Here is a 24,002-nt window from a genome sequence, read left to right as displayed (position 1 = left end):
CACAACAGGAGAGGGATTCATGACGAAGGGTCACGTTCGACACGCCGCCCGCGCGATGGCGATCATCGCCGGGCTCACCGTCACTGCGCTTCACGCTCAACAGAACACCGCGCCGGCACAGCCCGCGAAGATACAGGCGACGCTGGCTGCGGACATGACCACCCTGTCGGACAAGTTCACAGGGCTGGCTCGCGTGATGGCCGGCAAGTACGACTGGAAGCCCGGCCAGGGCGTCAGGTCCGTCACTGACGTCTTCAATCTGATCGTCAGCGAGAACCGGATGCTCAACAACGTCCTCACCGGCGCGGCAGGTCAGGGTCGTGGCGGCGGCATGAGCGGCAATACGCCCGTCACCGACCCGGCACAACTGCAGGCCGATCTGAAGAGCACCTACGACACGCTGCGACAGACGATCGCCGGGCTGTCGGACGCGGACTTGAACGCACCCGTCCGGCTGTTCGGCCGCGACACGACGAAGCTGGGTGCCAGCCTCATGCTGCTCTTCGATCAGCACGAGCACCTCGGCCAGTCGATTGCCTATGCGCGGTCCAACGCGGTGGTTCCGCCCTGGAGCAAGTAGGCACAGCGGGCAGCGGCGGCCTTGCGAAGACCGAGGCCGCCGCTGCTCACTGGTCCGTGCGACTCGATCACGGGGACGCGCTCGTCCTCTCTGTTCAACCATGCGGAGTGCTCAGCAGCACCGTGAACTTGGTCGAGCAAACGCCGCGAGCGTTTCGTGCGTCGCTACCGTGCCACCCGACAACAGGCGAGACTGGGCCTTCGGGCCGCGATCCAGGTCGTGCCCTTCGCATGGAGGAGCCGATGCCTGACATGGTGCAGGTTGTGTCGACGAGCATCGAGGCGATTGGCTACGACGCCGACTCGCAGGAGCTGTTCGTGCGATTCCTCTCCGGCAACACGTATCGCTACCACGGCGTGCCGCCCAGCGTGGCGGCCGCGTTCCTGGCCGCGCCCTCGAAGGGCAGCTACTTCAATCGAGAGATCAAGCCCGCCTACCCGTTCACCACAACCTAAGTGCAGCTCACGAACGCGCAGCCGTTCTCATCGTGCGACCGCTGCCGTCTGGCATCAGATGGCGGTGCAGCCAGCAATGCGGCCCCGCCTCAGCGAACAGGTGCGTCGCATTCGACTGTTCGTTCGGTTGCGCCGCGGAAACGCGACGACGCAGAGCGAACGACGCACGAATTCGATGCCCTCGGCCGAACGGCCGACTCAGTTGAGCAACGCCTTGACCGCGTCGATCCCCGCCTGCGCGCACGTCGCATCGTCTTCCTTCGACGCGCCGCTGACGCCGATGCCGCCGAGAATCTGTCCCTTGGCGTTCTTGATCGGAATCCCGCCGCCGAACTTGATGAGATTGGGCACGAGCTCGATGCCGGGCGTTTCGCCCTTGGAGACCTCACCGACTTCCGCGGTCGACTTCTCCATCGCCACCGCCGTGAACGCCTTCATCTGCGAGATCTTCTCCGCGACCAGCGGCGCGCCGTCTTGGCGCAGGTAGTACTTCAAGTTGCCGCCGTCGTCCACGATGGCGATGTGGACCTTGATGCCCATGGCGATGGCTTTCTTCTCGGCCGCCTCGGCCATCGCCTTCGCGGTCTTCAGCGTCAGGAACGGCTTCATCTCCTGCGCCGATACCGTTGCACACGCGAGCAGGACGGCCGCAGTGGCCGCGATCATCACGCCGTTCCATGTCTTCGACACGCGTTTCATCAGAGGAGCCTCCAGAAGGAGTTCAGCCGGACCGAGGATCTCCTCGACATGATATTCCCGCCGCGTGACGAGCCGCTGGGAGCCGCTCGACGTCTCCCGTTGCCCCGTGCCCTGCGGCGCCAGACATCTGCCCGCGCGCTGAGAGAGGCGGTCACGATGTCGAGCATCGCAGTGACCGCTGAAATGTGACGCGTCGAAGGGGGTGTGTCGTGATCCAGCGAACGATGGCGACCATCGCGCTCGACGACTGCTGAGATAGTGTCTAGTGACTCACCTGCGCCGTCCCGGTCAACACCGGCGACGAGGCTCGCCACACCCACGCGCGTCGCTGGGGCGTCACGTCGAGCGTGACCGCGAAGCCCGATGGAGGCGCTGGGCTGGTCAACCGCGCGATCATCCGTCCGGAGCCGTGCTCGTCAATCTCGATGGTCCCCAACGGGCTGCGTGCGCTGCCCGTACGCACCCAGAGATCGAAGCGTCGCCGGCGCGCGGCCTGATCCACGCGATCGACAGCGAGCCACATCCCCTGCGACGGGCTCCACCAGGCGAGACCCACCGCGTCGGTGCCGTTCGTGCTGAGAAGCCGAATCGCGACGCCGTCGGGCGCGCCGAGGATCGCTTCGAGCGCGTCCGGGCCGACCGACCGCCGCGGCGCGTCGCCCACGAGCTGCTGCCACCCGAGCGGCTGTTGATCGCTGGCGGCACCTCGCGCGGCCGCGCGGGAGGAGATCGCGACCACCACGACTGCGAGGACGACATGGATCACCATGCTCGCCAGGGCAGCGAGCGGTCGCCGGCTGCTGCGCACCATCAGCATGGGTTTCTCGATAGACACCGGATCCGAAGGCGACGTTCCCCGCCATGCCATCTCGATCCGTTCTCGGAGTCGCGAGACAACCGATGCTCGGCTCACGCGCCGCCCCCCCCCGATGGACAACCCGCGAGCCGAACGTGATGGCCCCACACCGGCATTCGATGCGTGCCGGTCACCGGCGGCCTCCGCGACCATTCGCCGACGCGCACGTTCGCGCAAGGCCCAACGGGCCTGCAGAGTGGCGCGCGAGTGGGTTTGCATTCAACGCCGGGGGGGACGATAATCCGCATCCAAGCAAAGCAGCGGGTTCGACCACACTCCCGGGGGAAGCCATGAATCGACGGAAGTTTCTCGCAGGCGCGGCGGGCATGGCGGCGCTCGGCGGCAGCGCATTTGGCCAAGGGGGCGCGCCGATCACTGCGCCGCCGCAGGGTCGAGGCGGCGCCGGCGGAGGGCGCGGCGGCGCGCCGGCCAACGTGCCCGCGGCCAAGCTCGCGCGCGTGGCGATCATGACGCTCGACTTCAGCAACATGCTGACGTTCCCGTGGACGACGACCCCGAACGAGAACCAGACGCTCGACGTGCTCGACCTGCCCCAGATGTACCGCGACGTCTACGGCATCAGCCACATCGAGTTCCAGCACGGCCACCTGGTGAACGGCGGCCAGACGCCGCCCGACGCGGCGTTCTTCCGCGACATGCGCGCTCGGCTCGACGCCGCCAAGGTCACGGCCTCGCAGGTCAACATCGAGATCGGCACGATACCGAACCTAGCGGGCGAGGCGCGCCAGACGTGGATGACGCTCGGCAAGCGATGGGTCGACGCGGCGCCGATCATCGGCTGCACCCGCCTGATGCTCAACCAGACCGGGCTCAACGAAGAGAACAAGGCGAACTGCATCTCGGTCTGGAAGGAGATCCAGGACTACGCGAGGCCGAAGGGGATCAAGATCTCGGCCGAGACGCGCGGCGCAGGCGGTGGACGCGGACGCGCCACCGGCCAGCCCGGCGAACAGCCGCAGGCGCCGACGCCGCCCCCCGATCCCCGCGTGACCGCGCGAACGGCGTTCACCCTGCTGGCCGACGTGATCAAGGCAGCGGGCGCCTACTCCAACGTGGACATCGGGAACGTCGGCGCGCCCGATCAGCAGACGCTGCACGAGGGCATCAAGGCGCTCTACCCGACGTCTTCAGGCAACATGCACATCAAGTCGAGCCCCAACTGGGACATCGGCGCGGCCGTGCGGTTCACCGAGTCGCTCGGCTATCGCGGGCTGTACTCGATCGAAGTCAACGGGCATCCTGCGGTGCGGCAGGTCTACGCCATCATCCTGGCCAACGTGAAGAACCCGCTCGCCTGAGCCGCCGCGATGCGCCGGCCGGACGGCAGGCCGCTCGATGAGGAGACACCATGAATCGACGTGAATTCCTGACAGGGACCGCGGCGGCGGCCGGCATGGGCGTGACGGGATTCGGCCAGGCGCCGGCACCGCCTCCAGCGGCCGGACGCCAGGGTGGGCGCGGCGGCGGCGGACGCGGCGGTCCGGCCAACGTGCCGGCGGAGAAGCTGGCCCGCGTCGAGATCATGACGCTGAACCACAGCAGCATCATCAAGCTGCCATGGCAGGACGCCACGCCACAGCGCACGCTCGACATCTTCGATCTGCCGCAGTACTACGTCGACGTGTACGGCGTCCGGAACGTCCAGTTCCAGAGCAACCACGTGGCGCAGAACTACGACGCCCCCGACATGTCGTACATCCGCGAGCTGAAGGCGAAGCTCGACGCGGCCGGCTGCAAGGCGCACCAGATCAACATCGAGATCGGGACGATGGCCCAGATCGGGCCGGACGGCAAGGCGGCGGCGCTCGCGGGCGAGGCGCGCGCCGCGTGGCTGGCGCGCGCGAAGAAGTGGGTGGACCTGTCGCCCGCGCTCGGCGTGACGATCCTCATGCACAACCAGGGCGCGCTCACCGACGACAGCAAGGCCGGCGTGACCGCGCTCTGGAAGGAGCTGCAGGACTACGCCACGCCCAAGGGCATCATGATCTCGGGCGAGACGCGTGGCAGCGGCATGCCGACGGCCGGCAATCGCGGCCAGGGTGCGCCGGCTCCGGCCCCGCCGGCGATGTCCGAGAAGGAACGCCTCCGATACGTGTGGGGCATCCTCTGGGAGTGCACCGTCGCGAGCGGCGGCTACACCAACCTCGATTTCGGCGGCGACACCCGCTTCCACGATCAGCAGGAGTTGCACGACGCGATCAAGGGCCTGCTCCCGCGCAACAGCGGCGGCATGCACACGCGCGTCAGCCCGACGTGGGACCTGGGCACGGCGATCAAGTACGCCGAGTCGATCGGCTACAAGGGCCGGTACACCATCGAGGTCAACGAGGATCCGGCCGTGCGGATCGTCTACAACACGGTCCTCACGAACCTGCCGTAGCGGCCGCGCCGCCCAGGCTCGGCGCGCTACCGGTCGGCGTGCTCGAGGACCCAGAGATTGCTGGCCGGTTCGGTGATCGGCAGAATCAGCCGGTCGCGCGTCACAGCGAACTCGATGCGCGAGATCTGCGAGGGCAGAATCCGCTCCGGTCCCGAGAAGTCCGTGACCCTGAACGGTTGGCCGGCGGGGCGGCCGGCCGCCGGATCGAAGCGACGCGCCCAGACGTTCAGCACGCCCTCGCGGCTCGAGATGAAGTAGATCGTCCTGCCGTCCGGCGACCAGCGCGGCTTGTCGTCGAACGACTGCCCATCGGTCACGGGAATCCACGCACCGCCGGTCACGCCGGTGACGAAGACCTGTGACGTTGGCGCGTCCACCACGCCCGCGGCGAGAAACGCGACCCACCGCTGATCGGGAGAGAGCCGCGGCACCCAGAGGTTCAGCCGCGGGTCGGTGGCGATCATCCGCATCGCCGAGCCGGACTCGCCGGCGGCGTCGACGCGGAGTCCACAGACGGACATCGGCTGATCCGCCGCGACGTGACACTCGCCGAGAATGGTGTGGCCGTCGGCGGACCAGTCGGTGGGCCTCATGTTCGCGCCGGGCGGCAGCGAGACCAGGCGCTCGCGTCCCTCCGCCGGCGAGAGCACCGAAATCGCGTCCGCCACCCGCGCATCGCGCTCCTGCAGCGTCCCGCGGTTGAAGGCCATGAGGCGCCCGTCCGGCGACCAGCGCGGCAGCGACGGGCGCCAGCCCGTCGAGGCGAGCAGCAGCCGCTCCTGCCGGCTCGCCGTATCGAGCTCCCAGACCTCGTTCCGTCCGGCGCGCGTCGCGCGGTAGGCGATCTTCGTCCCGTCCCGCGTCGCCTCCGCGTCGATCTCGCCGGCGTTGCCGGACGTCAGCACGTCGCCCTGACCCACGATCTGGCCGGTCCGGCCGTCGAAGTCGATCGCCCACAGCCGCGTGCGCGCCGACCCGATGCTGATCGCGAGCGATGTGCCGTCTGGCGCGATCGCCAGGTCGCGCTCTTCGCCGGCGCTCATCGTCAGACGTTCGGGAAGGTCGAGCCACGCCAGCGTGGCGGCGTTCACCGCGACGCGCCAGATGTTGGTGGCGGCCGCCGCTTCGCCTTCGAAGTAGAGGTGACGGCCGTCGGGACCCCAGACGAACCGGCTGAATGCCACTTCGCGCTGGAGCTTCTCCTGCGCCGGCGCGGGAATGTCCGACACGGTGGGCCTGCGGCCGGCCACGTCGGTCGTGACGAGCTCCCATCGGCCGTCGGCGGCCCGGCCCCAGAACGAGACACGGCGGCCATCCGGATGCCACGCGGCGGTCACCGAGTTGAGCCAGCCGACCTTCACCGTGCCCGCGTTCGTGAAGCGGGCCACGATGTCGACCGCGACCTCCCGCGGAATGCCGCCATCCGGCTCGACGACGAAGAACTTGCGAGGCCCGGTGCGAACGGTCGGACCCGAGAACAGGATCAGATCGCCGGCGCGAGACCACTGCGGGTGAAAGCCGAACGTCGCGACGCGCTCCTCGCGGGTCCCGTCCGCCGAGATCCGGAAGATGCCGCCGCCGTCCCGTTCCGATCGAAAGACGATCCAGCGACCATCCGGCGACCAGTCGGGCGTCGTATCCTGCGCCGAGTCCGTGGTGAGCTGCCGCGGGCCCGGCGCGTCGAGCGTCTGCACCCAGAGATCCGCGTTGCCGGACTTGTCGGACGTGAACGCGATCTGCCGGCCATCGGGCGACCAGGACGGCTCGCGTGGCGACCCTTCTTCGTAGGTCACCTGCCGAAGCACGCGCTCGGCTGACGACGCCTGCCGATCGAGTCCAGAGGTCCACCACAAGGCGCTCGCGCTGATCCCGGCGATCACCACGACGGCGGTCAGCATCGCGCCCACCCACACGGACCTGGATGCCGCGGCAACGGCGCCTTCGCCTCTCGGCGCGGCCGGCTCCCCGTGTCCTTCCTGCCTTTCCGGCCCGTCCTGCCCTTCCGGGCGCGGCCGCTGGGCCATCGCAGGGGGCGCCGCCTCGTCTTGGACGGCCGCTGGAGGCTCCGCCTCGAGCTCCTCGACGTCCGCAACGAACTCGTACCCCCGCCCGGGAATCGTGACGATGTAATCGTGGCTGTCGGAGCGCTGGCCCAGCGCTTTGCGCAGGAGGGACACCTGCCGCACCAGGTTCGCTTCGACGACCGTGGTATCGCGCCAGAGCACGGCGAAGAACTCCGCCTTCTCGATGACGCGGTTGGGGCGCCGGACCAGGAAAAGGAGCAGATCGAACGTCTTCGCCGTGAGCGGCACCGGCTCGCCGTCGCGCCAGAGCTGCCGGCGGCGGGCGTCGATCTGGCAGGATCCGACGCGGTAGAAGCGGGCTGGAGGCCTCGGCGTCATGACGGCCCGCGCCGCGGCCGAGAAATAGTTCGAAAAACTTCGAACATCCTCGGCCTGAGTGCGCCAGGGCGATGACGCCCATGCTACACCACGCATCGGGCGGTGCCATGGGCGTCGGCGGAAACGACGACCGCGCACGCCATTCATTTGGACCTCGATGTCGATCGACGGGACTGGGAGACAACGTATGAGGAACTGGCGCACGATGACGGTCGCGACCGCAGCAGCGTCTCTGCTGCTGGCGATGTCGGTCTTCACGGCGGGTCCGACCTTCAGGGCGGACTATCGGTTTACGGGCACGGCGCTGAGCGGGTTCAAGCCGATCGGCGCCGCGGACTGGACAATGCAGAACGGCGAGATCGTCGGCACGCCGAAAGAAGCGAGCGGCGGCTGGCTGCTGGTCGACGGCAAGGACTTCCAGGACACGCAGATCTACGCGAGCATGAAGTGCGCCGGCGGCTGCAGAGCCGGCATCCTCATGCGTGCCGAGAAGACCCCGGACGGCGGCATGAAGGGCGTGCTCATGTCGGTCACCGAGAACGACCTCGTGCCGTACCTCGTGAAGATCGATGCGAGCGGCAAGGAGATCGGCCGCGAGGCGCTGCCGGCGCCGGCCGGCCGCGGCGGTGGCGGCGGCCGTCAGGGTGCCGGCGCAGGTGCGGCGCCTGGCGGCGCGGCCGCAGCGGCGGGCGGCGGCCGCGCGGCGGGCGCCGGCGGCGGCGCGCCAGCCGGTGCAGGAGCGGCCGAGAGCGCGACGGCGCGCATGACGGCCCTGACCGCCCAGCTCGGCGGTGGCCGTGCGGTCAGCGCAGGGCCAGCGCCCCCGATGTCGCCCGAGCTGGCCGCCAAGTATCCGAAGGAGTCGCGGCTGGCCGATCGGCCCGCCGGTGCCTACGCCGCCGGCGGCTACAACGACGTCGAAGTGCTCTTGTCGGAGAACAGCGTGCAGCCGAAGTTCAACGGCGGCTCGCTCGGCGGCGGCGCCGGCCGCACGATTCCCGATGCCGACAAGGACGGCTTCGGGCAGATCGGCTTCTACGTCGGCGGCAGCGGCGAGGTTCGGATCAAGGACTTCATGTACAAGGACATCCTGAACCACACCTGGGCGCCGGTCGAGACCGGCAAGACCTTCAGGGAGATCCGCGTCGATCCGCACTACTACTCCTGGAGCGCCGCCGTCGCCGACTTCAACCACGACTCGGTGCCGGACATCGCCGCAGGCGCCTTCTACTACCTCGGGCCCGATTACAAGGTCGGCAAGCAGATCTACGCGCCCGTCTCGTTCAATCCGACGTCCGAATGGCCGATCCCGGCGATGGTGAACGTCGCCTACGACTTCACCGGCGACGGCTGGGCCGACGTGCTGCAGATGAGCGGCAACGCGGGCAACGGCACGGGCTGGCTGTTCGAGAATCCCAAGGGCCAGTCACGGCACTGGCGGAAGTACGCGACGATTCAGCCGGTCGGCAACGAAGAGACGCTCTTCAAGGACATCGACGGCGACAAGCGGCCCGACCTCATCCACGCGGGCATGAACCGCCTGCGCTACTCGACGTTCGATCCAGCCCGGTGGGATCCGAACAACCCGACGTCGCTGTGGGTGACGCGCGACGTGTCGGAGCCGGGACCGTGGGGCGTCAACATCGGTCACGGCCTGGGCGTCGCGGACATCAACGGCGACGGCCGCATGGACTTCCTGAACGCGTACGGATGGTGGGAGCAGCCGCCGACGGGCACGTCGGGCACCTGGACGCTGCATCCGACGCCCTTCGGCCGCTGGGGCGCCTCGCAGGGCGGCGCCGGCGGCGCGGAGATCTGCGGCTACGACGTCAACGGCGACGGGCTGATGGACGCCGTCGGGCCGATGGAAGGGCACGGGTTCGGCATCGCGTGGTGGGAGCAGAAGCGCGATGCCGCCAAGACCATCACCTTCGTCGAGCACATCGTCATGGACAACTTCCTGACGAAGAACGCCGGCAACGTCACGTTCACCGAGCCGCACGCCGCGGCGTGCGCGGACATGGACGGCGACCGGATCCCCGACCTCGTCACCGGCAAGCGGTACATGTCGCACTTCGGCTACTCCGATCCGGATCCGTGGAGCGAGCCGGTCCTGTACGTCTACCGGACGGTGCGGGACAAGGCGGCGCCGGGCGGCGCCCGCTTCGAGCCTGAGCTCGTCCACAACCGCTCAGGCGTCGGCTCGCACCTGGTGGTCGCCGACTTGAACGGCGACGGCATGAACGACATCATCACGTCGGCCAATCTCGGCACGTACGTGTTCCTGAACCTGCGGAAGCCGGGGACGAAGTAGTCCTGCCCGCGCGAAAGGCGGCCGATTCCCCGGCGTCCGGGGCGTCGGCCGCCGCGCCCGCCGTGTCGAAGCGCGAGAGGACGATCGCCCCGCAGGTTGCACGACCGACGCCCTGGTGCTAGAAGACTGTGTTCAAACGCACGCAGGCGATGGAGCCGGGTCGTGGCGAGGCGGTGATCGGTCCCGGCATGAGAGGAGCGCGGCATGCAACGGCGGGAGTTACTCAAGGGTGTGGCGGGGCTGGCGGTCGGCAGCGTGATGATGCCGCGGCGCGTGCGCGCGCAGAAGAGCACCAACCGGGCCAGGGTGGATCGCATCGCGATCATGAGCCTGGGCTTCGACAGGATCCTGAAGCGGCCGGATGCGGCGAGCTCGCCGGAGCGGACGCTCGACCTCATGGACATCGGCGAGCTCTATGCCGATCGTTGGGGCGTGCACAACGTCGAGCTGCAGCACGGCCACCTGCTCTCGACCGAGGACTCGTGGCTACGTGAGTTCAGGGCGAAGCTCGCGAAGAGCGGCTCGAAGGTCACGAACATCAACCTCGAGTTCGGCGCGCAGAACATGTCGGCCGCGGACCTGACGTCGCGGCTGCAGGCCGTCGACCTCACCAAGCGCTGGATCGACCACGCCGTCACGCTGGGCAGCCCGCGCGTGATGGTCAATCAAGGCGCGCCGACGCAGGAGAACAAGGCGATCGCCATCGCCGCGCTCAAGGCGATGGGCGACTACGGCCGGAGCAAGGGCGTGAAGGTCGGCATGGAGAACCGCGGCGCCTACCAGCCGGTGCCCGGTGCGGCGCCGGCCGCCGCCGGCCAGGGTGGCGCAGCCCCGTCCCCGTCGGCGACGCCGGTGCCGCAGGGGCCGCCAGCCTACCTGCTGCTCGTGGAGATCATCAAGGCGGCCGGCACGTACGCCAACTGCGACATGGGGAACTTCCCCGATCAGCAGATGCAGCACGCCGGCATGCGCGCGATGTTGCCGCTCACCGACGGCAACACGCACGTGAAGATCAACCCGCTGCGCTACGACTTGCCGGCGGGCCTCGCGCTCGCGCGCGAGCTCGGCTACACGGGGCTCTTTTCCATCGAGGCCAACACGCCGAATCCGAATTCGCCGCCGCAGCCCGGCAATCCGATGACGCAGGATCCGTACAAGAACCAGCAGATCATCTACGACGTGCTGGTGGAGCACATCTGAGCGGCAGGCACGCGGCGATCTGGCTGCCGTTGCGGCGAATCACCCAGTGCTGGCCACAAGGCCGGCAGCGATAGTAGTCGGCTGACGCGTCTGGGCTCGCGTCTTCGAGCCATTGAATGCTGGACGAGCCGCACGACGGGCACGTTGCGCCAATCGGCGCCTGGTCCCGTTCGCGCCGCCAGGACCGTGTTCGTGGCCTCCGTGTGCGGCTGGGGTCGCTACGGCGTTCCTCGAACGAATCGCAGACGAGCCTCGAGCCGCTCATGGGCACGTCCGCGTGCGGGCGGTGAAGGCGGCCGCGAGCCCGGCCGGCGTCGTGAACGGGCCGCTCACGGCGCTTCCGGCGAACGTCCCTTCGAGCGGCAGCCGCTCAGCCGACGTGAGGCTGAACGCATCGCCCGCGCGTCGGCCGATGAACGTCGCAGGAGCGGCGCTCGCATCCGCCGACACGGTCGCGGCAGCCACGGTCCCGTCCAACGCGGCGACCAGCCCGAGCGCGCCCGTCTGCTCGTCGGCGCCGCCGGCGGAGATGCCCTCCGTCGAGTACTCACCACAGAATGGGGTCACGGCGACGTGCGTGGACTCCAACGCCGAGAAGGCTCCTGCCGCACCGGCCGGATCCGTGAGCGTGCCGGCGAGCGTACCGCCCGTCGCGGTGCCGAGCAGCGTGAACCCGCCGCCCGAGACGTTGACGACGCGGCTCTGCTCGTCGAGGCGGCCGGCGAGCAGGAACGAGCCGGCGCTCGTGTACAGCGTGCCGGTGACGCGCGGCAACGTCTTGAACACGAGCGTCAGCGTCGCCACCTTGCCGGCGGTCAGCGCCGCGACGCCGGTGAACGTCCGGCTGCCGACGCTCTCCACGACGTCGACGACCGTGACGCCCGCGATGCCGTCGACGGAGACCGCCACGCCCGTGCTGCCGGACGACACGCCGGTGATGACGCCCGCGCTGTCCACTGAGACGATCGCGCCATCGGCCGACTGCCACGTCCCATTGGTCGTCACGAGCTCGGCGCCTCCGGCCTTCAATACGACGACGGCGCGGACCTGGAAGGTGTCGCCGACGGCGATGGTCAGCGACGGCGGGACGAGAACCGAAGCCACGGTGTCGGAAGTGGCCGTCGTCGTGTCGGTGGGGTCGGTCGGCGTCGCGGCATCGCTGCACGCGACGAGACCGACGAGACAGCCCAGGATCAGCAGGTGCCGCCGCGCCATGCGGCAACCGCACAGCAATGCGATTGCCAGAACGATCCTTGCAACGAGAGCGCCGCGACGACGACCTTTCGCGCGATGTCGTCCATGTCACGGTTTCACTGTCCCCTTCCGGCGTCGCCTGCGTGCGACACGGAGTACGCGAACGAGGACACGCGTCACAGCCATGTCACATCTCTCGAACATCTCCCGTGGTGCGCTCGTGCTGGCGGTGCTGATCGCCAGCGCGTGCGGGGACGCGGCGACCCCCTCCTCGCCGACCACGACGACCCGGCTTCCGCCGACCGTCACGGCGATCGCCCCCGCGTCGGGCAGCGTCGACGGCGGCATCGACGTCACCATCAGCGGCACGGGCTTCACCAACGTCCAGTCCGTGCTGTTCGGCACGACGCCAGCCACGACCTACGTGGTGAGCTTCGAGACCTCCATCACGGCGACGGCGCCCGGCGGGGCGGCACCGGGCGCGACGGACGTCGTGGTGGTCACCGAGGGCGGTTCGTCCGCGACGAGCGACGCCACGAAGTACACCTGGATTCCGAACCAGCTCGTCGATCTGACGTTGGCCGCCTCGTCCGTCACGGGCGGTGCGCCGATTCGCGGCACGGCGACGGTGACGCTGCCGGCCCCGTCCAACGGGATTCGACTGCCGATCGTTTGGAAGTCGACGCCCGCCGGTCTGTCGGCCGTGCGCGTTCCGGCGGCGGTCTACATCGCCAAGGGCGAGGTCACCGGCACCTTCCAGATCGACACGTTCTACGTGTCGACGCCGGAGTCGATCGAGATGTCACTCGAGCATTGGGGCGTCACGAAGACCGTGCGCTTCACGGTCGGTCCGTAACCGCGACAGCAACGAGCGTCCTGTCGCACGCCGCTCCGGGCGGTGAGCCGGCGTGTGGAATCACGGCATGTCCGCGACAGCGACGAGACGGTCGCCTCGCGAGACGACCAAAACCTGACGAGCACCGCACAGAACGCTCGCGCCGCGCCAGCACAGACGGTCGCGAGCCCGCTCGTGAGCACGAAGAGCAAAATCGGCACAGGGAGCGCCGGCGTGCACAACCAGGCCAGCTTCGGCCTAGCGGACCGACGTCTTGTCTTTCGTCGGGAAGTCAGCCGGCACTGGAATCGTCACGCTGCCGGACGCCGCCCATTCGGTCCCGCGCTGGAGCAGCGTGATGGAGTCGACGGAGCTCATCGAGGCGATCGGCTCCGTCTGCGTCGGACCGACGTGGCCCAGCGTGTCATGGAACACGCGTCCCTTGCCGTACGTCAGCGCCATGATCAGCGGCTCGTTCTCGCCGGTGCCGTTTGGCATCGTCGCCGGCGCGGTCGCGGTCACGAGCACCGTGAGGTTCCTGGCAGGGCCGCGGAGGTTGCTGTACAGCTCGTCCCTGGCGTGCAGCCACTCGCGAGGCAGCCCGTTGACGATGGGATGGTCGGGCGTCCGCACCGTCATCACGAAGTCGTGCGGGCTCGGATGCTGCGCCTCACCGGGCGTCTCGCGATCGAGCACCATCCGGCCGTCACGCCATCGGACCTTGGGTCCGGCCGCGGCCGTGCGGTTCGCGTAGCCTGGCGTGAACCCGCCCCAGCCGCCGACGCCGATCATCTCGTTGAACTCGGGCCACGCGGGGAAGGCGTTGTCTGCCGCGTGGGTCACGACGAGGCCGCCGCCGCTCGAGACGAAGTCGACGAGCGCACGTTTCGTCGCCGGCGCGAACTCGAAGCCTTCGTAGTCCAGCACCACCGCGCGGTACTTGCGGAAGTCCGGTGCGAAGCTCGACATGTCCTGTCCGGGCTCGGTGCCCTTCGGCGGGGTCGTCGCGACCGTCACGGCGAACCGCCGGCTCTCCTCCAGCTGCCGTTTGATGATGGCGCTGCTCACGCGCCAGTTGTGGAATTGATTGCTCTGGCCGGTGATGAGCAACACCTCGAGCGGCGCCTGCGCCGAGGCGCCGGCGGCGCCGGAGTAGGACAGGCAGGCCAGGGCGAGAACGCTCAGCGCGACAACGGTACGGCTCATGTGAGCTCCTGCGTCGATCGGATCCGCATCCTACTTCGATCTGACGATATCCGGCGCCCGCGTCAGGCAAGCCGCTCGAACGATAGGAGCGATGAGCGGGACATCGCCGCGCGCGTCCGCCTGCCGTTCGGCTACCCTTCCGACGTCCGCGTCTTCAACGTCGCGGTCGCTCCCTTTCGGCTCCAGGTGCGCTGAGCTTTCTTCAGCGACTCGAGCCTCGCCCAGTAGTCCTGGATGGCTTTGCGGCCGGCCGTCGTGAGCGACACGGTCGTCTGCGGATACTTGCCGGAGAATCCCTTGGCGATCGAGACGAACTTCGCCTCCTCGAGCCGGGCGAGATGCTGGGACAGGTTGCCGGACTGCAGGCCGGTCAACCGTTGCAGGAAGACGTAGTCGGCCGAGTCGCAGGCCGAGAGCGCGGTGAGCACGGCCATCCGTGCGGGTTCGTGGACGAGCTTGTCCACGGCGAGGAAGTCCTGGAACGCGGCGTCCGGCGCTTCAGGCACGCGCGGCCCCTCCTTCGGTGACCATGGCCGACAGCCGTGCGAACTGCCGGACGAGGGTCCGATGATCGCCGAACGCGCCGACCGCCATCGCGAGCCCAATGAGCGCCTGGTGCACGCCGCGCAGCCATGGCATGGCAGGCGTCCACGACTGTTCGACGAGCACGGCTCCAATCATGAGCAGCGAAGCGACGAACCAGTGGGATCCATCGTTGCCGCCGGACCACGCACGGTAGACACAGGCGATCAGCAGCAGCACGGTCATGACGCTGAGCCGCATGTCGGGCCACGCGCGAAGGATCCTGACCTGGACAATCAGCAGCACGACGAGGCCGAGAAACGCCGCGGCGCCTTTCGCCATGCGCACGGCCGGGTCCTGCCTGACGATGCCGAAGGTGCGGCGATAGTAGGCGCGGCCCAGGATGATGCCCACCAGGGCGACGGGCAGCGAGAGCAGGGTGACGGCCGGCAGATCCCGCGGGTCGATCCAGCCGGCGGCCTGCGCGACGCCGGATGCGAAGAAGACGACCCAGAACGGCAGAAAGGCCAGGCCCTGCATTCGTGGATAGGCGCGGACGAGACGAATGGCCTCGGCGCGCGGTTCGTCGGGGTTCACCATGCCGTGAGCCTACGGCAACAAGTAGCGCATGTCAAGATTTAGCTATTGACACACGCTAGATCCTGCTGCTGCGGATCGGAACCGACGAAACGGGCCGGGGCGCGGGGTCGGTAGGTCGAGCGCCGATGGGCGCCGTTCTATCCATGACCCGCGCAGCCGGCCCTGCTCGGGTCATGCTGGGTGGTCGGTCCGACGCGACGGTGCCGCTGGCCAGTCGCGTGCCGGCCCGCGCCGCTCGGGCCGGCTGACGCGACCGCGATCGCCGCGACTACTTCAGCGTCGACAGGAACTCGAGCAGGTCCGCGATCTGCTGCAGCGACAAGTTGCTCAGCAGCCCCTCCGGCATGGACGATACCTGCACGGGCCTCCGCGATGCGATCTCGCTCTTCGCGAGACGCTGCGACTCGGTGCCGACGGCGATCGTGACCTCGGTCGCCGTCTCGCCGGTGATGAGCCCCGACACCGAGCTGCCATTCTTCATCGTGAAGACCGTCGTGATGTACTCCGGTCCGATGGCGCCGTTCGGGTTCAGGATGTCGTCGAGCATGGCCTGCTTGCCGTACTTCTCGCCGATCTTCGACAGGTCGGGGCCGAGCGTTCGGCGCCCGTCGCCGAGGCTGTGACAGGCCGCGCAGGCGGCGTCCGTGTCGTACACCTTGCGCCCTTCGGCCGCGCGGCCGCCGTAGTTGAGGTCGAGCTGGAACGCGGTCGGAATGACGGTGCCGGGCATGGCCAGCACCTTCGCCGCCCGCGCACGGATCGCGACGTAGGCCGGATCGGTGGGCGCCGTCGGCGCGGCTCGCATCGCCACGGGCGACTGCCCCGCACCACGGCGGCCCGCGGCCGGCGGCGGCGCGGCGCTGTTCGTGATGCGACGCGCGACCGCCAGCAGCTCCGCCGGAATTCGGCCGGCTTCCGCGAGGTCGAGAATCGCGTTCAGGCCGGGCACCGATGTGCCCAAGAGCCGCAGCGCCTGCACGCGGACTTCGTTCGGGGCATCGCTCGACAGCAGCTCCTGCGCCCACGCCTCGACGCCCGGCTGCGCGAGGCCGCCGATAGCGCGGATCGCGGCCACGCGCACGGGCGTGGGCGCGTTGTCGGCGAGCGCCTGGAACTCGCGGAGGTACTGAACGTCCTTGGTGGTCGCGATGGAGTCGAGCGCGGCCGCGCGCGCCGCAGGCGTGGCGCCGCCCGACTTCGCGAGCGCGAGCAGGTCGGGCCGGTACTGCGGATCGGCAAGCGCATCGGCCACCCCGACGGCAGCCGCCTGCGCACCAGGCAGCGTGAGGGCTTTCCGCATCACGGCTGGAAGCGCGGCGCTCGTCCGCGACTCCATCCACTGGCTCATGAGCTGATGGCTGTAGAGGCCGAACGCGTGCTCGACCAGCGCCGGCGGCGTGGCCGGCGCCGTCATGAACGTCTCCATCACGCTGGCCGCCTCGGGCCACTCCATCCAGCCGACCGTATCGAGCGCGGCCTGCCGGGCCGCGACCGGCGACGTCGCGTCGTTCATCACCGCCAAGAGATCCGGGAGCGCGGTCTTCGGCCGGAGCCGCCAGACGATCTGGTTGAACGCCGCATCCGACATCGCCGCGCGCCGGCTCTCGAGCCGCGCGTAGAGCGCCTCCTCACGGCCTCGCGCCGCGATGCCGATGGCCTCGAGATACCAGCGGTCCTTTCCGTCGTGCTGACTGGAGAGCTGCGCAACCGCGTCGAGCCACGCCGGGGTGGGCTGCACCTGTGGCGGATAGCCGTACGCCGGAAGCATGCGCGACGAGTCCTGCAGCATCACCAGGATCTCGCGCCGCACCTGCGGCGAACGATCGGCGAGCAACGGCTTCGCGACGTCCAGGACGCTCGCGCCGGTCTCGCGCGCCACGCGCAGACCGAGGATCCGGAACCGCGGATCCGGATCGCGAAGCGCCTGCTGGATCGCCGCGTTGCCGGGCGCGCCGAGCGGCCCGAGCAGCCACAGCGCCCGTGCCTTCAGGATCGGATCCGTTCCCGACCACGCGGCCTGGAGCAGCGGCAGCGCGCCCTGTCCGCGCGCTTCGATGGCGGTGTAGGACAGGTACTTGATCGTGTCGTTCGGCGATCGCAGCGCCGCGGTGAGTCCTGCCGTCGAGTTCAGGTCGAGCTTCGGCACCTGCGGCCGGTGTCCGATCGGCGCCACGCGATAGACGCGGCCGCTCTTGCCTTCGGGATCCCCCATCTGATGGCCGCCGACACCCGGGTCGTACCAGTCCGCGACGTAGACGGATCCATCGGGCGCCACCGTCGCATCGCACGGCCGCGCCCACGTGTCGTCTCCCATGTTCACGAGATCGGCCTTCGTGCCCTTGAACCCCGCACCATCGTCGGTCAGCGGGTACATCTCGACGACGCGCCGGCCGGCCTCCGCGTGGAAGAACTGGCCACGGAACCGCTCCGGCAGGAGGGTGCCTTCGTAGAAGAACACGCCGCACGGCGAGCCGGCGCCGAGACGCTCGACCTGCGGCACGACGCCAGGCGCCTCCAGGTGCCAGTGCGTGCCGCCGTCCTCGAGGAACGTGCGGTGCCGCGGCCCTCGGTAGCCGTAGTTGCCGCCGGCCATGACGTAGTCGAGCCGCGTCCACGCGTTCCCGTCATCGTCGTTGTCGGTCTGGAACATGTTGCCGAACGAGTCGATGGCGAGCTCGTAGGGGTTGCGGAAGTTCTGCGCGATGACGTCGAGGCCGGTGCCGTCCTCGTTCATGCGGACAACGACGCCCTGGTAGTAACCGGCCCTGGTCTCCGCGCCGGTAATCTGGGAGACGAGACGTTTGCCGGATCGATCCGTCAGATCGAAGCCCGTGTTGCCCTGGTTGAAGTAGTAGCGGCCGTCCGGGCCGAAGACGATCGCGTGCACGCCGTGGTCGTGGTCCGCTCCGCCCCAGCCGGTGAGCAGCACGTCCTTCTTGACGATCCGATCCTCGGCGTCCTTGGTGTACACGATGATGTCCGGCGACTGCGAGACGACGACCTTGTCGCCGAACACGGCGATGCCGAGCGGCACGCGCAGCGACGGGCTCTGGTCGAAGACCTTGACCTTGTCCGCCTTGCCGTCGAGATCGGTGTCTTCCAGGATGATGATGCGGTCGCCTTCGGGGCGAAGGTCCGGGAGCTTGCGCGCCGCGCGCCGGTAGTTGACGCCTTCGAGCACCCAGACGCGGCCGCGTTCGTCCACGGCGAGGTTGGTCGGGTTCATGACCATCGGCTCGGCGGCGAAGAGCGTCGCCTCGAGCCCCGGCGCCGGCTTCAAGCCGGCCGCGGTCGCCTCCGGAGACTTCTGGCCGGAGAGCACCGCGCCGGCCGCAGTGGCTGCCAAGACCGAGAACAGAAGAACGGCACGCGCCCTCATGAGGCCCTCCCTCGAGCTGCAGTTACATTGAGCCGCCGCTGTCGGCTGCAAAGGAAGTGCCGCACGGTCATGACGAGGGCCTCACGAGCCGCGAAACCCGGGACGGAGACGCACGGGTTTTTGCGCGGGCGTCCGCTGTTTTTTCGGAGGGTCGAGACGATCGGAGCGGGAGCGCGAGATCGGCGGATGTGTTGGCGCGCTGACGGCGCAGGCGCCTCGCTGGTGCGCCGTCGACTTGCGCTCGAGATACGGCGACCGAGCCTCTTTCGCCCGCGAAGACGACGGCGGTGATCGACTAGCGCAGTTGCGCCACCATCCAACCCGCGAACGCGATCCATGGCGCCGTGCCGGAGATGAGCAGCCTCGCCGGCACCGACAACAACAGGACGAGACCGCCCCAGAGCGTGGCCGGGTGGATACGGCCGCGCGATCGGACGTCCCAGGCGATCAAGCTCACCCAGAACGACATGGTGACGGCGAACGGCACGAGCACCGGCATCGTGGCCAGGACGGGCCAGCGGGCAAAGCCCGCGGTGAGCAGGTTCATCGACGCGAGGAGCATCCATCGCTTGTGAGCCTGGAGATCGCGACGTTTCACGACCGCCAACGCGACGTACGCCGCGAAGAGCACCATGTCCATCATGGGGATCGCGAGAAACTGCAGCGGCGGTACCGGCACGCCGGTGAACCCGGTAGGCCGTGCGGCGGCGACGAGCGCGACATAGACTCCGACCAGCACCATCGCCGCGGCGAGCGCGACGCCCCAGACCCCCACGCGGCGGTGCAATGCCGTGCGGCCGGTCGCCACGAGCGACGGCTGCACGACGAGCAGCACGCACCAGATCGAGAACAGCGCCCCGTGCACGTAGAAGACCGGCTCGGACGGCGACGGCCACGCTGGAAACAGCGGGCGCAGGAAGAAGCTCCGCGCGAAGCCGACGAGGATGGCGACCAACATCGCGACGGTCATGCCGACGAAGAAACGGCGCTCGCTGGATCGGCTGGCGCGCGCCAGGCTCGCGGTAGCCATGGATGCCTCCTCGCTGTTGAGTAGGGCGCGACGGTATCACAGCCCGCGCATGGGCTGAAGTTCCCCGGCATCATGAGGGATACCACGCTCCCGGTCGCGGTGCGGTGATAGGCCTCGACTTCAGCGTGCCGGTATGATGTCTCTCGTGCGAGCCACCGAGGTCGATCGCAACAGGACAGCATGAACCGACGCCGATTCCTCACGAACGCGATGGCCGGTGTCGCGGCGGCCGCCACCGTCCGAGCCGATGGCGCGCAGGCGCCGATGGGCCCGCGCAGCGCCACGGCGAACCCCACCGGGCGCGGCGAAGGCCCCGCGCCCGTTCCTCTCGAGAAGCTCGCGCGCGTGGGCATCATGACGCTGAACCACGGTCCGATGCTCCGGCTGCCGTGGAACGCTACGCCCAGTCCGGCTCAGACGCTTGCGCTGTTCGATCTACCCCAGTACTACGTGGACCAGTACGGCGTGCGGAACATCGAGTTCCAGCACACGCATCTCGCGCAGGGGACGAGCGAGCCCGACGTCGCATTCTTCCGCGAGCTGAAATCGAGGATCGACGCGGCGGGCTCGCGCGCCAACCAGATCAACCTGGAGATCGGCGCCATCACGGAGCTCGGCGCGCCCGACGCGCGCGCGGCATGGATGGCGCACGCGAAGAAGTGGGTGGACGCGGCGCCCGTGCTCGGGGCGACGCGCCTGCTGCTGAATCAGAGCGGCTTGAACGATCAGAACATGGCGGTCGCGACCGCCGTGTGGAAGGAAATCCAGGACTACGCGCGGCCGAAGGGCATCAAGATCTCCGCGGAGAATCGCCCGTACAACAGCAAGGAGTACGGCCCGCCCGCGGATCTGCCGAATCGCTCGCGCTTCACGTGGGGCCTGCTCGAGGAGTGCGCGCGAGCCGCCGGCGGCTACACCAACGTCGATTTCGGCCGCACCGGCCGATTCCTCAGCCAGCGCGAGCTGCACGAGGCGATCGCCGGGATGTTCACGTCCAACGCCGGCAGCGTGCACGTCAAGACGAGCCCGTTGTGGGATCTCGGCACGGCCATCCGGTACACCGAGTCGCTCGGGTTCACGGGGCTGTACACCATCGAAGTGGACCTCGATCCCGCGGTGCGGATGGTCTACAACATCGTGCTCGCGAACATGGCCTGACGAGCTGGCGGCCGCAGGGGCCGGCGTGCCGCGGCGGACGAGGCGGCGGCACGAGAGACCACGCTCGAAGGGAGGTGCACGTGCTCTACCTGCTGATCAAGTGGCTCCACGTGCTGGCGGCCATCACGGCGCTCGGCACGAACATCACCTACGGACTCTGGATCGTGCGAGCCTCGCGCGATCCCGGCGTGCTGCCGTTCACGCTTCGCACCATCAAGGTGCTCGACGATCGGGTAGCGAACCCGGCCTACGGCGTGCTGCTCGTCACCGGCTTGGCGATGATGTGGGTCGCGGATCTTCCGTTCCACACGCCTTGGCTGGAGGGGTCGCTCGCACTGTACGCCGCGATGTTCCTGCTCGCCGTCTTCGGCTACACGCCGACGCTGAAGCGGCAGATCGCGGCGCTCGAACGCCACGGCATCGGCTCGTCTGAATATCGGGCGCTCGCCGCGCGCGGCCGCCTGCTGGGGGCACTCCTCGGCGTCATCGTCATCACCATCGTCTTGCTCATGGTGGTGAAGCCCGTGTTGTGGGGTGCGGCTTGAGCTCGAGCGATTCCCGCTCGTGATCCGCTGGCCTGAGGGCGCCGATCGGTGACAGCCGACCTGAGGCTCGCCGTCAGATGACCGCCCCGGCGCCACACCAAACGTGCTTCTCAGGTGTGCCGGAGCAACGCGTTCACCTCCGCACGTGACGCGCGGCGACCGGGAATGTAGGCGGCCAGCGCGGCGGCGCCAATCGTGAACGCCGTGACGCCACCGAACGTCGCCGGATCCGTCGCCGCCACGCCGTACAGCAGCGAGCGCAACGCGCGCGCGCCGAGCGCCGCGCCGAACATCCCCATCGCCACACCGAGACTTACGCGCCACGCCGTTCGCCTGAGCGCCGCGTGCAAGATCGCCGCGGCCGTCGCGCCGAGCGCGAGGCGAATCGCGAATTCGTGACGGCGGTGCGCGACGTCGAGCGCGACGACGCTGACGAGACCCGTCAACGCGAGGCCGAACGCCACCACGGCGAACAGGACGAACATCCACATCGACAAGCGCCATGGCGCCACCGCCCGCGCCACCACCGCGTCCATCGTCACGACGTCGTCGATGACGGCCGTCGGGTCGAGCGCGCGCGCCTGAGCCTGAATCGAGGGCAGCGCGCCGATCGGCGACGTTGCGGTGCGAACCACGATGGTCTGCGGCTGCCGGCCGACCTGCAGCGCGGGGTCGTAGATGTCGAGCTGCACTTCATCCAGACCGCGGTAGCGGACGTTCTTCACCACACCGACGACGGTGCGCCACGCGCGAGGCGGTTGCCCCGGCACGAAGCTGGACATCAGCACGCGCCGGCCGATCGGATCGCGGCCCGGCCAGAGCGCCTGAGCGGTCGCCTCGCTCACCAGCACCACGCGATCCGTGCCGGCGCGATCCGCATCCGTGAAGCCGCGGCCACGGATCATCGGAATCCGCATCGCCTCGAAGTAACCTGGCGTCGCGATCTGGTAGTTCAGCGTCGGATTGGCCGCTGCGGCGGCGTCGGTCTCTGGCTGGCCTTCCAGCCATACGCGAATCCCGTCGCCGATGGGTCCGAGTTGCAGCGGTCGCAGGTACACAACGCCGGCCGCCTCGACTCCCGGCACCTGAGCGATGCGCCCGATCAGCTCGTGGTACCACTCCGTCGGTGATCCCTGTATCGAACGCGGCTGCACGGTCATCGCCAGCACGTTCGCCGGCTGAAAGCCGAGATCGATGCGCCTGAGGTTCACGAAGCTCCTCACGACGAGGCCCGCGGCGACGAGGAGCGCCACGGACAACGCGACTTGCAGCACGAGTAGCACCGATCGGGCTCGGACGCTCTGCCGGCCAGTCGTCGATCGATCGCCGCCGCTGATGATTTCGGCCAGGCTGACGCGATACGACGTGCGCATCGGCAGGGCGGTCGTGGCCACGGCGACGACCGCAACGACCGCCAGCGTGAAGAGCGCGACGCCCGCATCTATCGAAATGCGTTCGACGCCGGGCACGTCATCGGGCGCCAAGGCGGCAATGGCTCTGGCGAGATAGCCGGCGGCGGCCAGGCCGATCGCCCCGCCCGCCGCTGAGAGCACGAAGACTTCGAGCACCCACAGGCGCCCGATGGCGACGCGCGTCGCGCCGATGGCGAGGCGAACGGCCTCTTCGCGCCGCCGCATCGCGGCGCGCGACAGCGTCAGGCCGGAGACGTTCGCGCAGGCGATCAGGAGCAGCACGGTGACGGCGGTCCACAACGCCCACAGCGTCGGCCGAACGGGACCGAAGACGTGCTCGACGAGCGGCGTCACGACCGCGCGATCGCCCCATGTCGGCCGGCCGGGCACGTCGCGCTGCAAGCGCATGTCGAGCGCGTCGACCAGGCGCGCGGCCTCAGCGGCCGTCACGCCGGACCGCACGCGGCCGACGAGATAGAAGACGCCGACGTTGTTGATCACGTTCTGGAGCGTCGTCGCACTCGATGCGGCGCCACCGCCGAGGATCGGCGTCACGGGCGTCCAGAACTCGGCGCCGCGCGGCACGTCGAAGCCTTCCGGCATGACACCCACGATCTCGACCGGCTGCCCGTCGAGTGACATCGTCCGGCCGACGATGTCGCGATCGCCGCCGAAGCGCCGGATCCAGGTGGCATGGCTCAGCACGAGCACGGCCGCCGCGTTGGGCAGGTCGTCCTCCGCGCGAAGGGTGCGGCCCAGCAACGGAACCGCGCCGAGCGTTTCGAAGAACCCGGCCGACACGCCACTGAAGAAGATCCGTACGGAATCGCCCGAGCCGCTGTCGTACACGGCGTTCCAGTTGTGCGAGCCCATGACGGCCGCCTGCAGGAACACCGATCGGTCGGCGGTCCACTCGCGGAGGTGCCGAAGGGTGAGCTCGATAACCGCCTTACCCGACGCGTTGTCGGTCTGCCACACCACCATCGTCTGATCCGGACGCGCGACCGAGAGCGGCCGCAGCAGCACGGACTTGACCGCGCTGAAGACGGCGCTGTTCGCGCCGATCGCCAGCGCGAGCGTCAACACGACCATCGCGACGTAACCTGGCGCGCGTCGCAACTGACGCAGGATCAGGCGAAGGTCGCGCAACAGGTGCATGCTCTGCCTCCGGGGATGAAACCCGAGCGCAATCCTAGCAAACGGGTCGACTGCAG

At 69.0% G+C, this 24,002-nt stretch carries 19 protein-coding genes; 9 read left to right on the top strand and 10 right to left on the bottom strand.

Annotated features, from left to right (window positions below):
• The first annotated feature begins 19 nt into the window (after positions 1 to 19).
• Positions 20 to 580 carry a DinB family protein gene (locus IT184_12300; GenBank protein MCC7009588.1) on the top strand — a complete coding sequence of 187 codons (561 nt, stop codon included), beginning with the start codon at positions 20 to 22 and terminating at the stop codon, positions 578 to 580.
• A 242-nt stretch (positions 581 to 822) separates the two neighbouring features.
• Entirely contained in the window at positions 823 to 1,035 is a 213-nt protein-coding gene (locus tag IT184_12295; protein MCC7009587.1) for a KTSC domain-containing protein, read from the top strand.
• Between the two features lie 198 nt (positions 1,036 to 1,233).
• Here IT184_12295 and IT184_12290 read toward each other — a convergent pair whose 3' ends face one another.
• Positions 1,234 to 1,734 carry a heme-binding protein gene (locus IT184_12290; protein ID MCC7009586.1) on the bottom strand — a complete coding sequence of 167 codons (501 nt, stop codon included), beginning with the start codon at positions 1,732 to 1,734 and terminating at the stop codon, positions 1,234 to 1,236.
• Positions 1,735 to 1,996: 262 nt separating this feature from the next.
• The gene (locus IT184_12285; protein ID MCC7009585.1) at positions 1,997 to 2,569 is read right to left on the bottom strand and encodes a hypothetical protein; all 573 of its coding nucleotides are present in this window, start codon (positions 2,567 to 2,569) and stop codon (positions 1,997 to 1,999) included.
• Between the two features lie 311 nt (positions 2,570 to 2,880).
• Between IT184_12285 and IT184_12280 the strand changes: the two genes are divergently transcribed.
• Positions 2,881 to 3,909 carry a hypothetical protein gene (locus tag IT184_12280; GenBank protein MCC7009584.1) on the top strand — a complete coding sequence of 343 codons (1,029 nt, stop codon included), beginning with the start codon at positions 2,881 to 2,883 and terminating at the stop codon, positions 3,907 to 3,909.
• A 50-nt stretch (positions 3,910 to 3,959) separates the two neighbouring features.
• On the top strand, positions 3,960 to 4,991 hold the full coding sequence (locus tag IT184_12275; GenBank protein ID MCC7009583.1) for a twin-arginine translocation signal domain-containing protein: 1,032 nt from the start codon (positions 3,960 to 3,962) through the stop codon (positions 4,989 to 4,991).
• 26 nt (positions 4,992 to 5,017) lie between these two features.
• On the opposite strand, the gene IT184_12270 is transcribed toward IT184_12275, so the two are convergent.
• Positions 5,018 to 7,393, bottom strand: coding sequence for a PD40 domain-containing protein (locus tag IT184_12270; protein ID MCC7009582.1), 2,376 nt, complete (start codon positions 7,391 to 7,393; stop codon positions 5,018 to 5,020).
• A gap of 187 nt (positions 7,394 to 7,580) precedes the next feature.
• Here IT184_12270 and IT184_12265 point away from each other — a divergent pair, with 187 nt between their 5' ends.
• Both IT184_12265 and IT184_12260 read left to right on the top strand, forming a co-directional pair.
• Positions 7,581 to 9,707 carry a VCBS repeat-containing protein gene (locus IT184_12265; GenBank protein ID MCC7009581.1) on the top strand — a complete coding sequence of 709 codons (2,127 nt, stop codon included), beginning with the start codon at positions 7,581 to 7,583 and terminating at the stop codon, positions 9,705 to 9,707.
• A 204-nt stretch (positions 9,708 to 9,911) separates the two neighbouring features.
• Positions 9,912 to 10,907, top strand: a complete 996-nt coding sequence (locus tag IT184_12260) for a TIM barrel protein (GenBank protein ID MCC7009580.1) — start codon at positions 9,912 to 9,914, stop codon at positions 10,905 to 10,907.
• A gap of 261 nt (positions 10,908 to 11,168) precedes the next feature.
• On the opposite strand, the gene IT184_12255 is transcribed toward IT184_12260, so the two are convergent.
• Positions 11,169 to 12,122, bottom strand: coding sequence for a hypothetical protein (locus IT184_12255; GenBank protein ID MCC7009579.1), 954 nt, complete (start codon positions 12,120 to 12,122; stop codon positions 11,169 to 11,171).
• 163 nt (positions 12,123 to 12,285) lie between these two features.
• Between IT184_12255 and IT184_12250 the strand changes: the two genes are divergently transcribed.
• Positions 12,286 to 12,957 (top strand): IPT/TIG domain-containing protein, encoded by a 672-nt coding sequence (locus tag IT184_12250; GenBank protein MCC7009578.1) that lies wholly within the window; start codon positions 12,286 to 12,288, stop codon positions 12,955 to 12,957.
• Positions 12,958 to 13,194: 237 nt separating this feature from the next.
• Here IT184_12250 and IT184_12245 read toward each other — a convergent pair whose 3' ends face one another.
• The 5 genes from IT184_12245 to IT184_12225 all read right to left on the bottom strand — a co-directional run bounded on the left by IT184_12245 (position 13,195) and on the right by IT184_12225 (position 19,673).
• Positions 13,195 to 14,142: a ThuA domain-containing protein gene (locus IT184_12245; GenBank protein MCC7009577.1), complete on the bottom strand. Its 948-nt coding sequence runs from the start codon at positions 14,140 to 14,142 to the stop codon at positions 13,195 to 13,197.
• Between the two features lie 131 nt (positions 14,143 to 14,273).
• A complete protein-coding gene (locus IT184_12240; protein ID MCC7009576.1) occupies positions 14,274 to 14,576 on the bottom strand; it encodes a transcriptional regulator in 303 nt (100 codons plus the stop codon).
• A 64-nt stretch (positions 14,577 to 14,640) separates the two neighbouring features.
• Positions 14,641 to 15,264: a hypothetical protein gene (locus IT184_12235; GenBank protein ID MCC7009575.1), complete on the bottom strand. Its 624-nt coding sequence runs from the start codon at positions 15,262 to 15,264 to the stop codon at positions 14,641 to 14,643.
• Positions 15,265 to 15,532: 268 nt separating this feature from the next.
• A complete protein-coding gene (locus IT184_12230) occupies positions 15,533 to 18,643 on the bottom strand; it encodes a c-type cytochrome (GenBank protein ID MCC7009574.1) in 3,111 nt (1,036 codons plus the stop codon).
• A 295-nt stretch (positions 18,644 to 18,938) separates the two neighbouring features.
• Positions 18,939 to 19,673 carry a hypothetical protein gene (locus IT184_12225; GenBank protein ID MCC7009573.1) on the bottom strand — a complete coding sequence of 245 codons (735 nt, stop codon included), beginning with the start codon at positions 19,671 to 19,673 and terminating at the stop codon, positions 18,939 to 18,941.
• 180 nt (positions 19,674 to 19,853) lie between these two features.
• Between IT184_12225 and IT184_12220 the strand changes: the two genes are divergently transcribed.
• Positions 19,854 to 20,831, top strand: coding sequence for a hypothetical protein (locus IT184_12220; protein MCC7009572.1), 978 nt, complete (start codon positions 19,854 to 19,856; stop codon positions 20,829 to 20,831).
• An 80-nt stretch (positions 20,832 to 20,911) separates the two neighbouring features.
• Positions 20,912 to 21,376, top strand: coding sequence for a DUF2269 family protein (locus IT184_12215; GenBank protein ID MCC7009571.1), 465 nt, complete (start codon positions 20,912 to 20,914; stop codon positions 21,374 to 21,376).
• A gap of 110 nt (positions 21,377 to 21,486) precedes the next feature.
• On the opposite strand, the gene IT184_12210 is transcribed toward IT184_12215, so the two are convergent.
• Positions 21,487 to 23,946: an ABC transporter permease gene (locus IT184_12210; protein MCC7009570.1), complete on the bottom strand. Its 2,460-nt coding sequence runs from the start codon at positions 23,944 to 23,946 to the stop codon at positions 21,487 to 21,489.
• Positions 23,947 to 24,002: the final 56 nt, after the last annotated feature.

The sequence above is a fragment of the Acidobacteriota bacterium genome (genome assembly GCA_020853395.1).
Classification (GTDB): Bacteria; Acidobacteriota; Vicinamibacteria; order Vicinamibacterales; family SCN-69-37; genus JADYYY01.
Note: the sequence above shows the minus strand (reverse complement) of the source record. Positions and strands in the feature narration are given on the sequence as shown.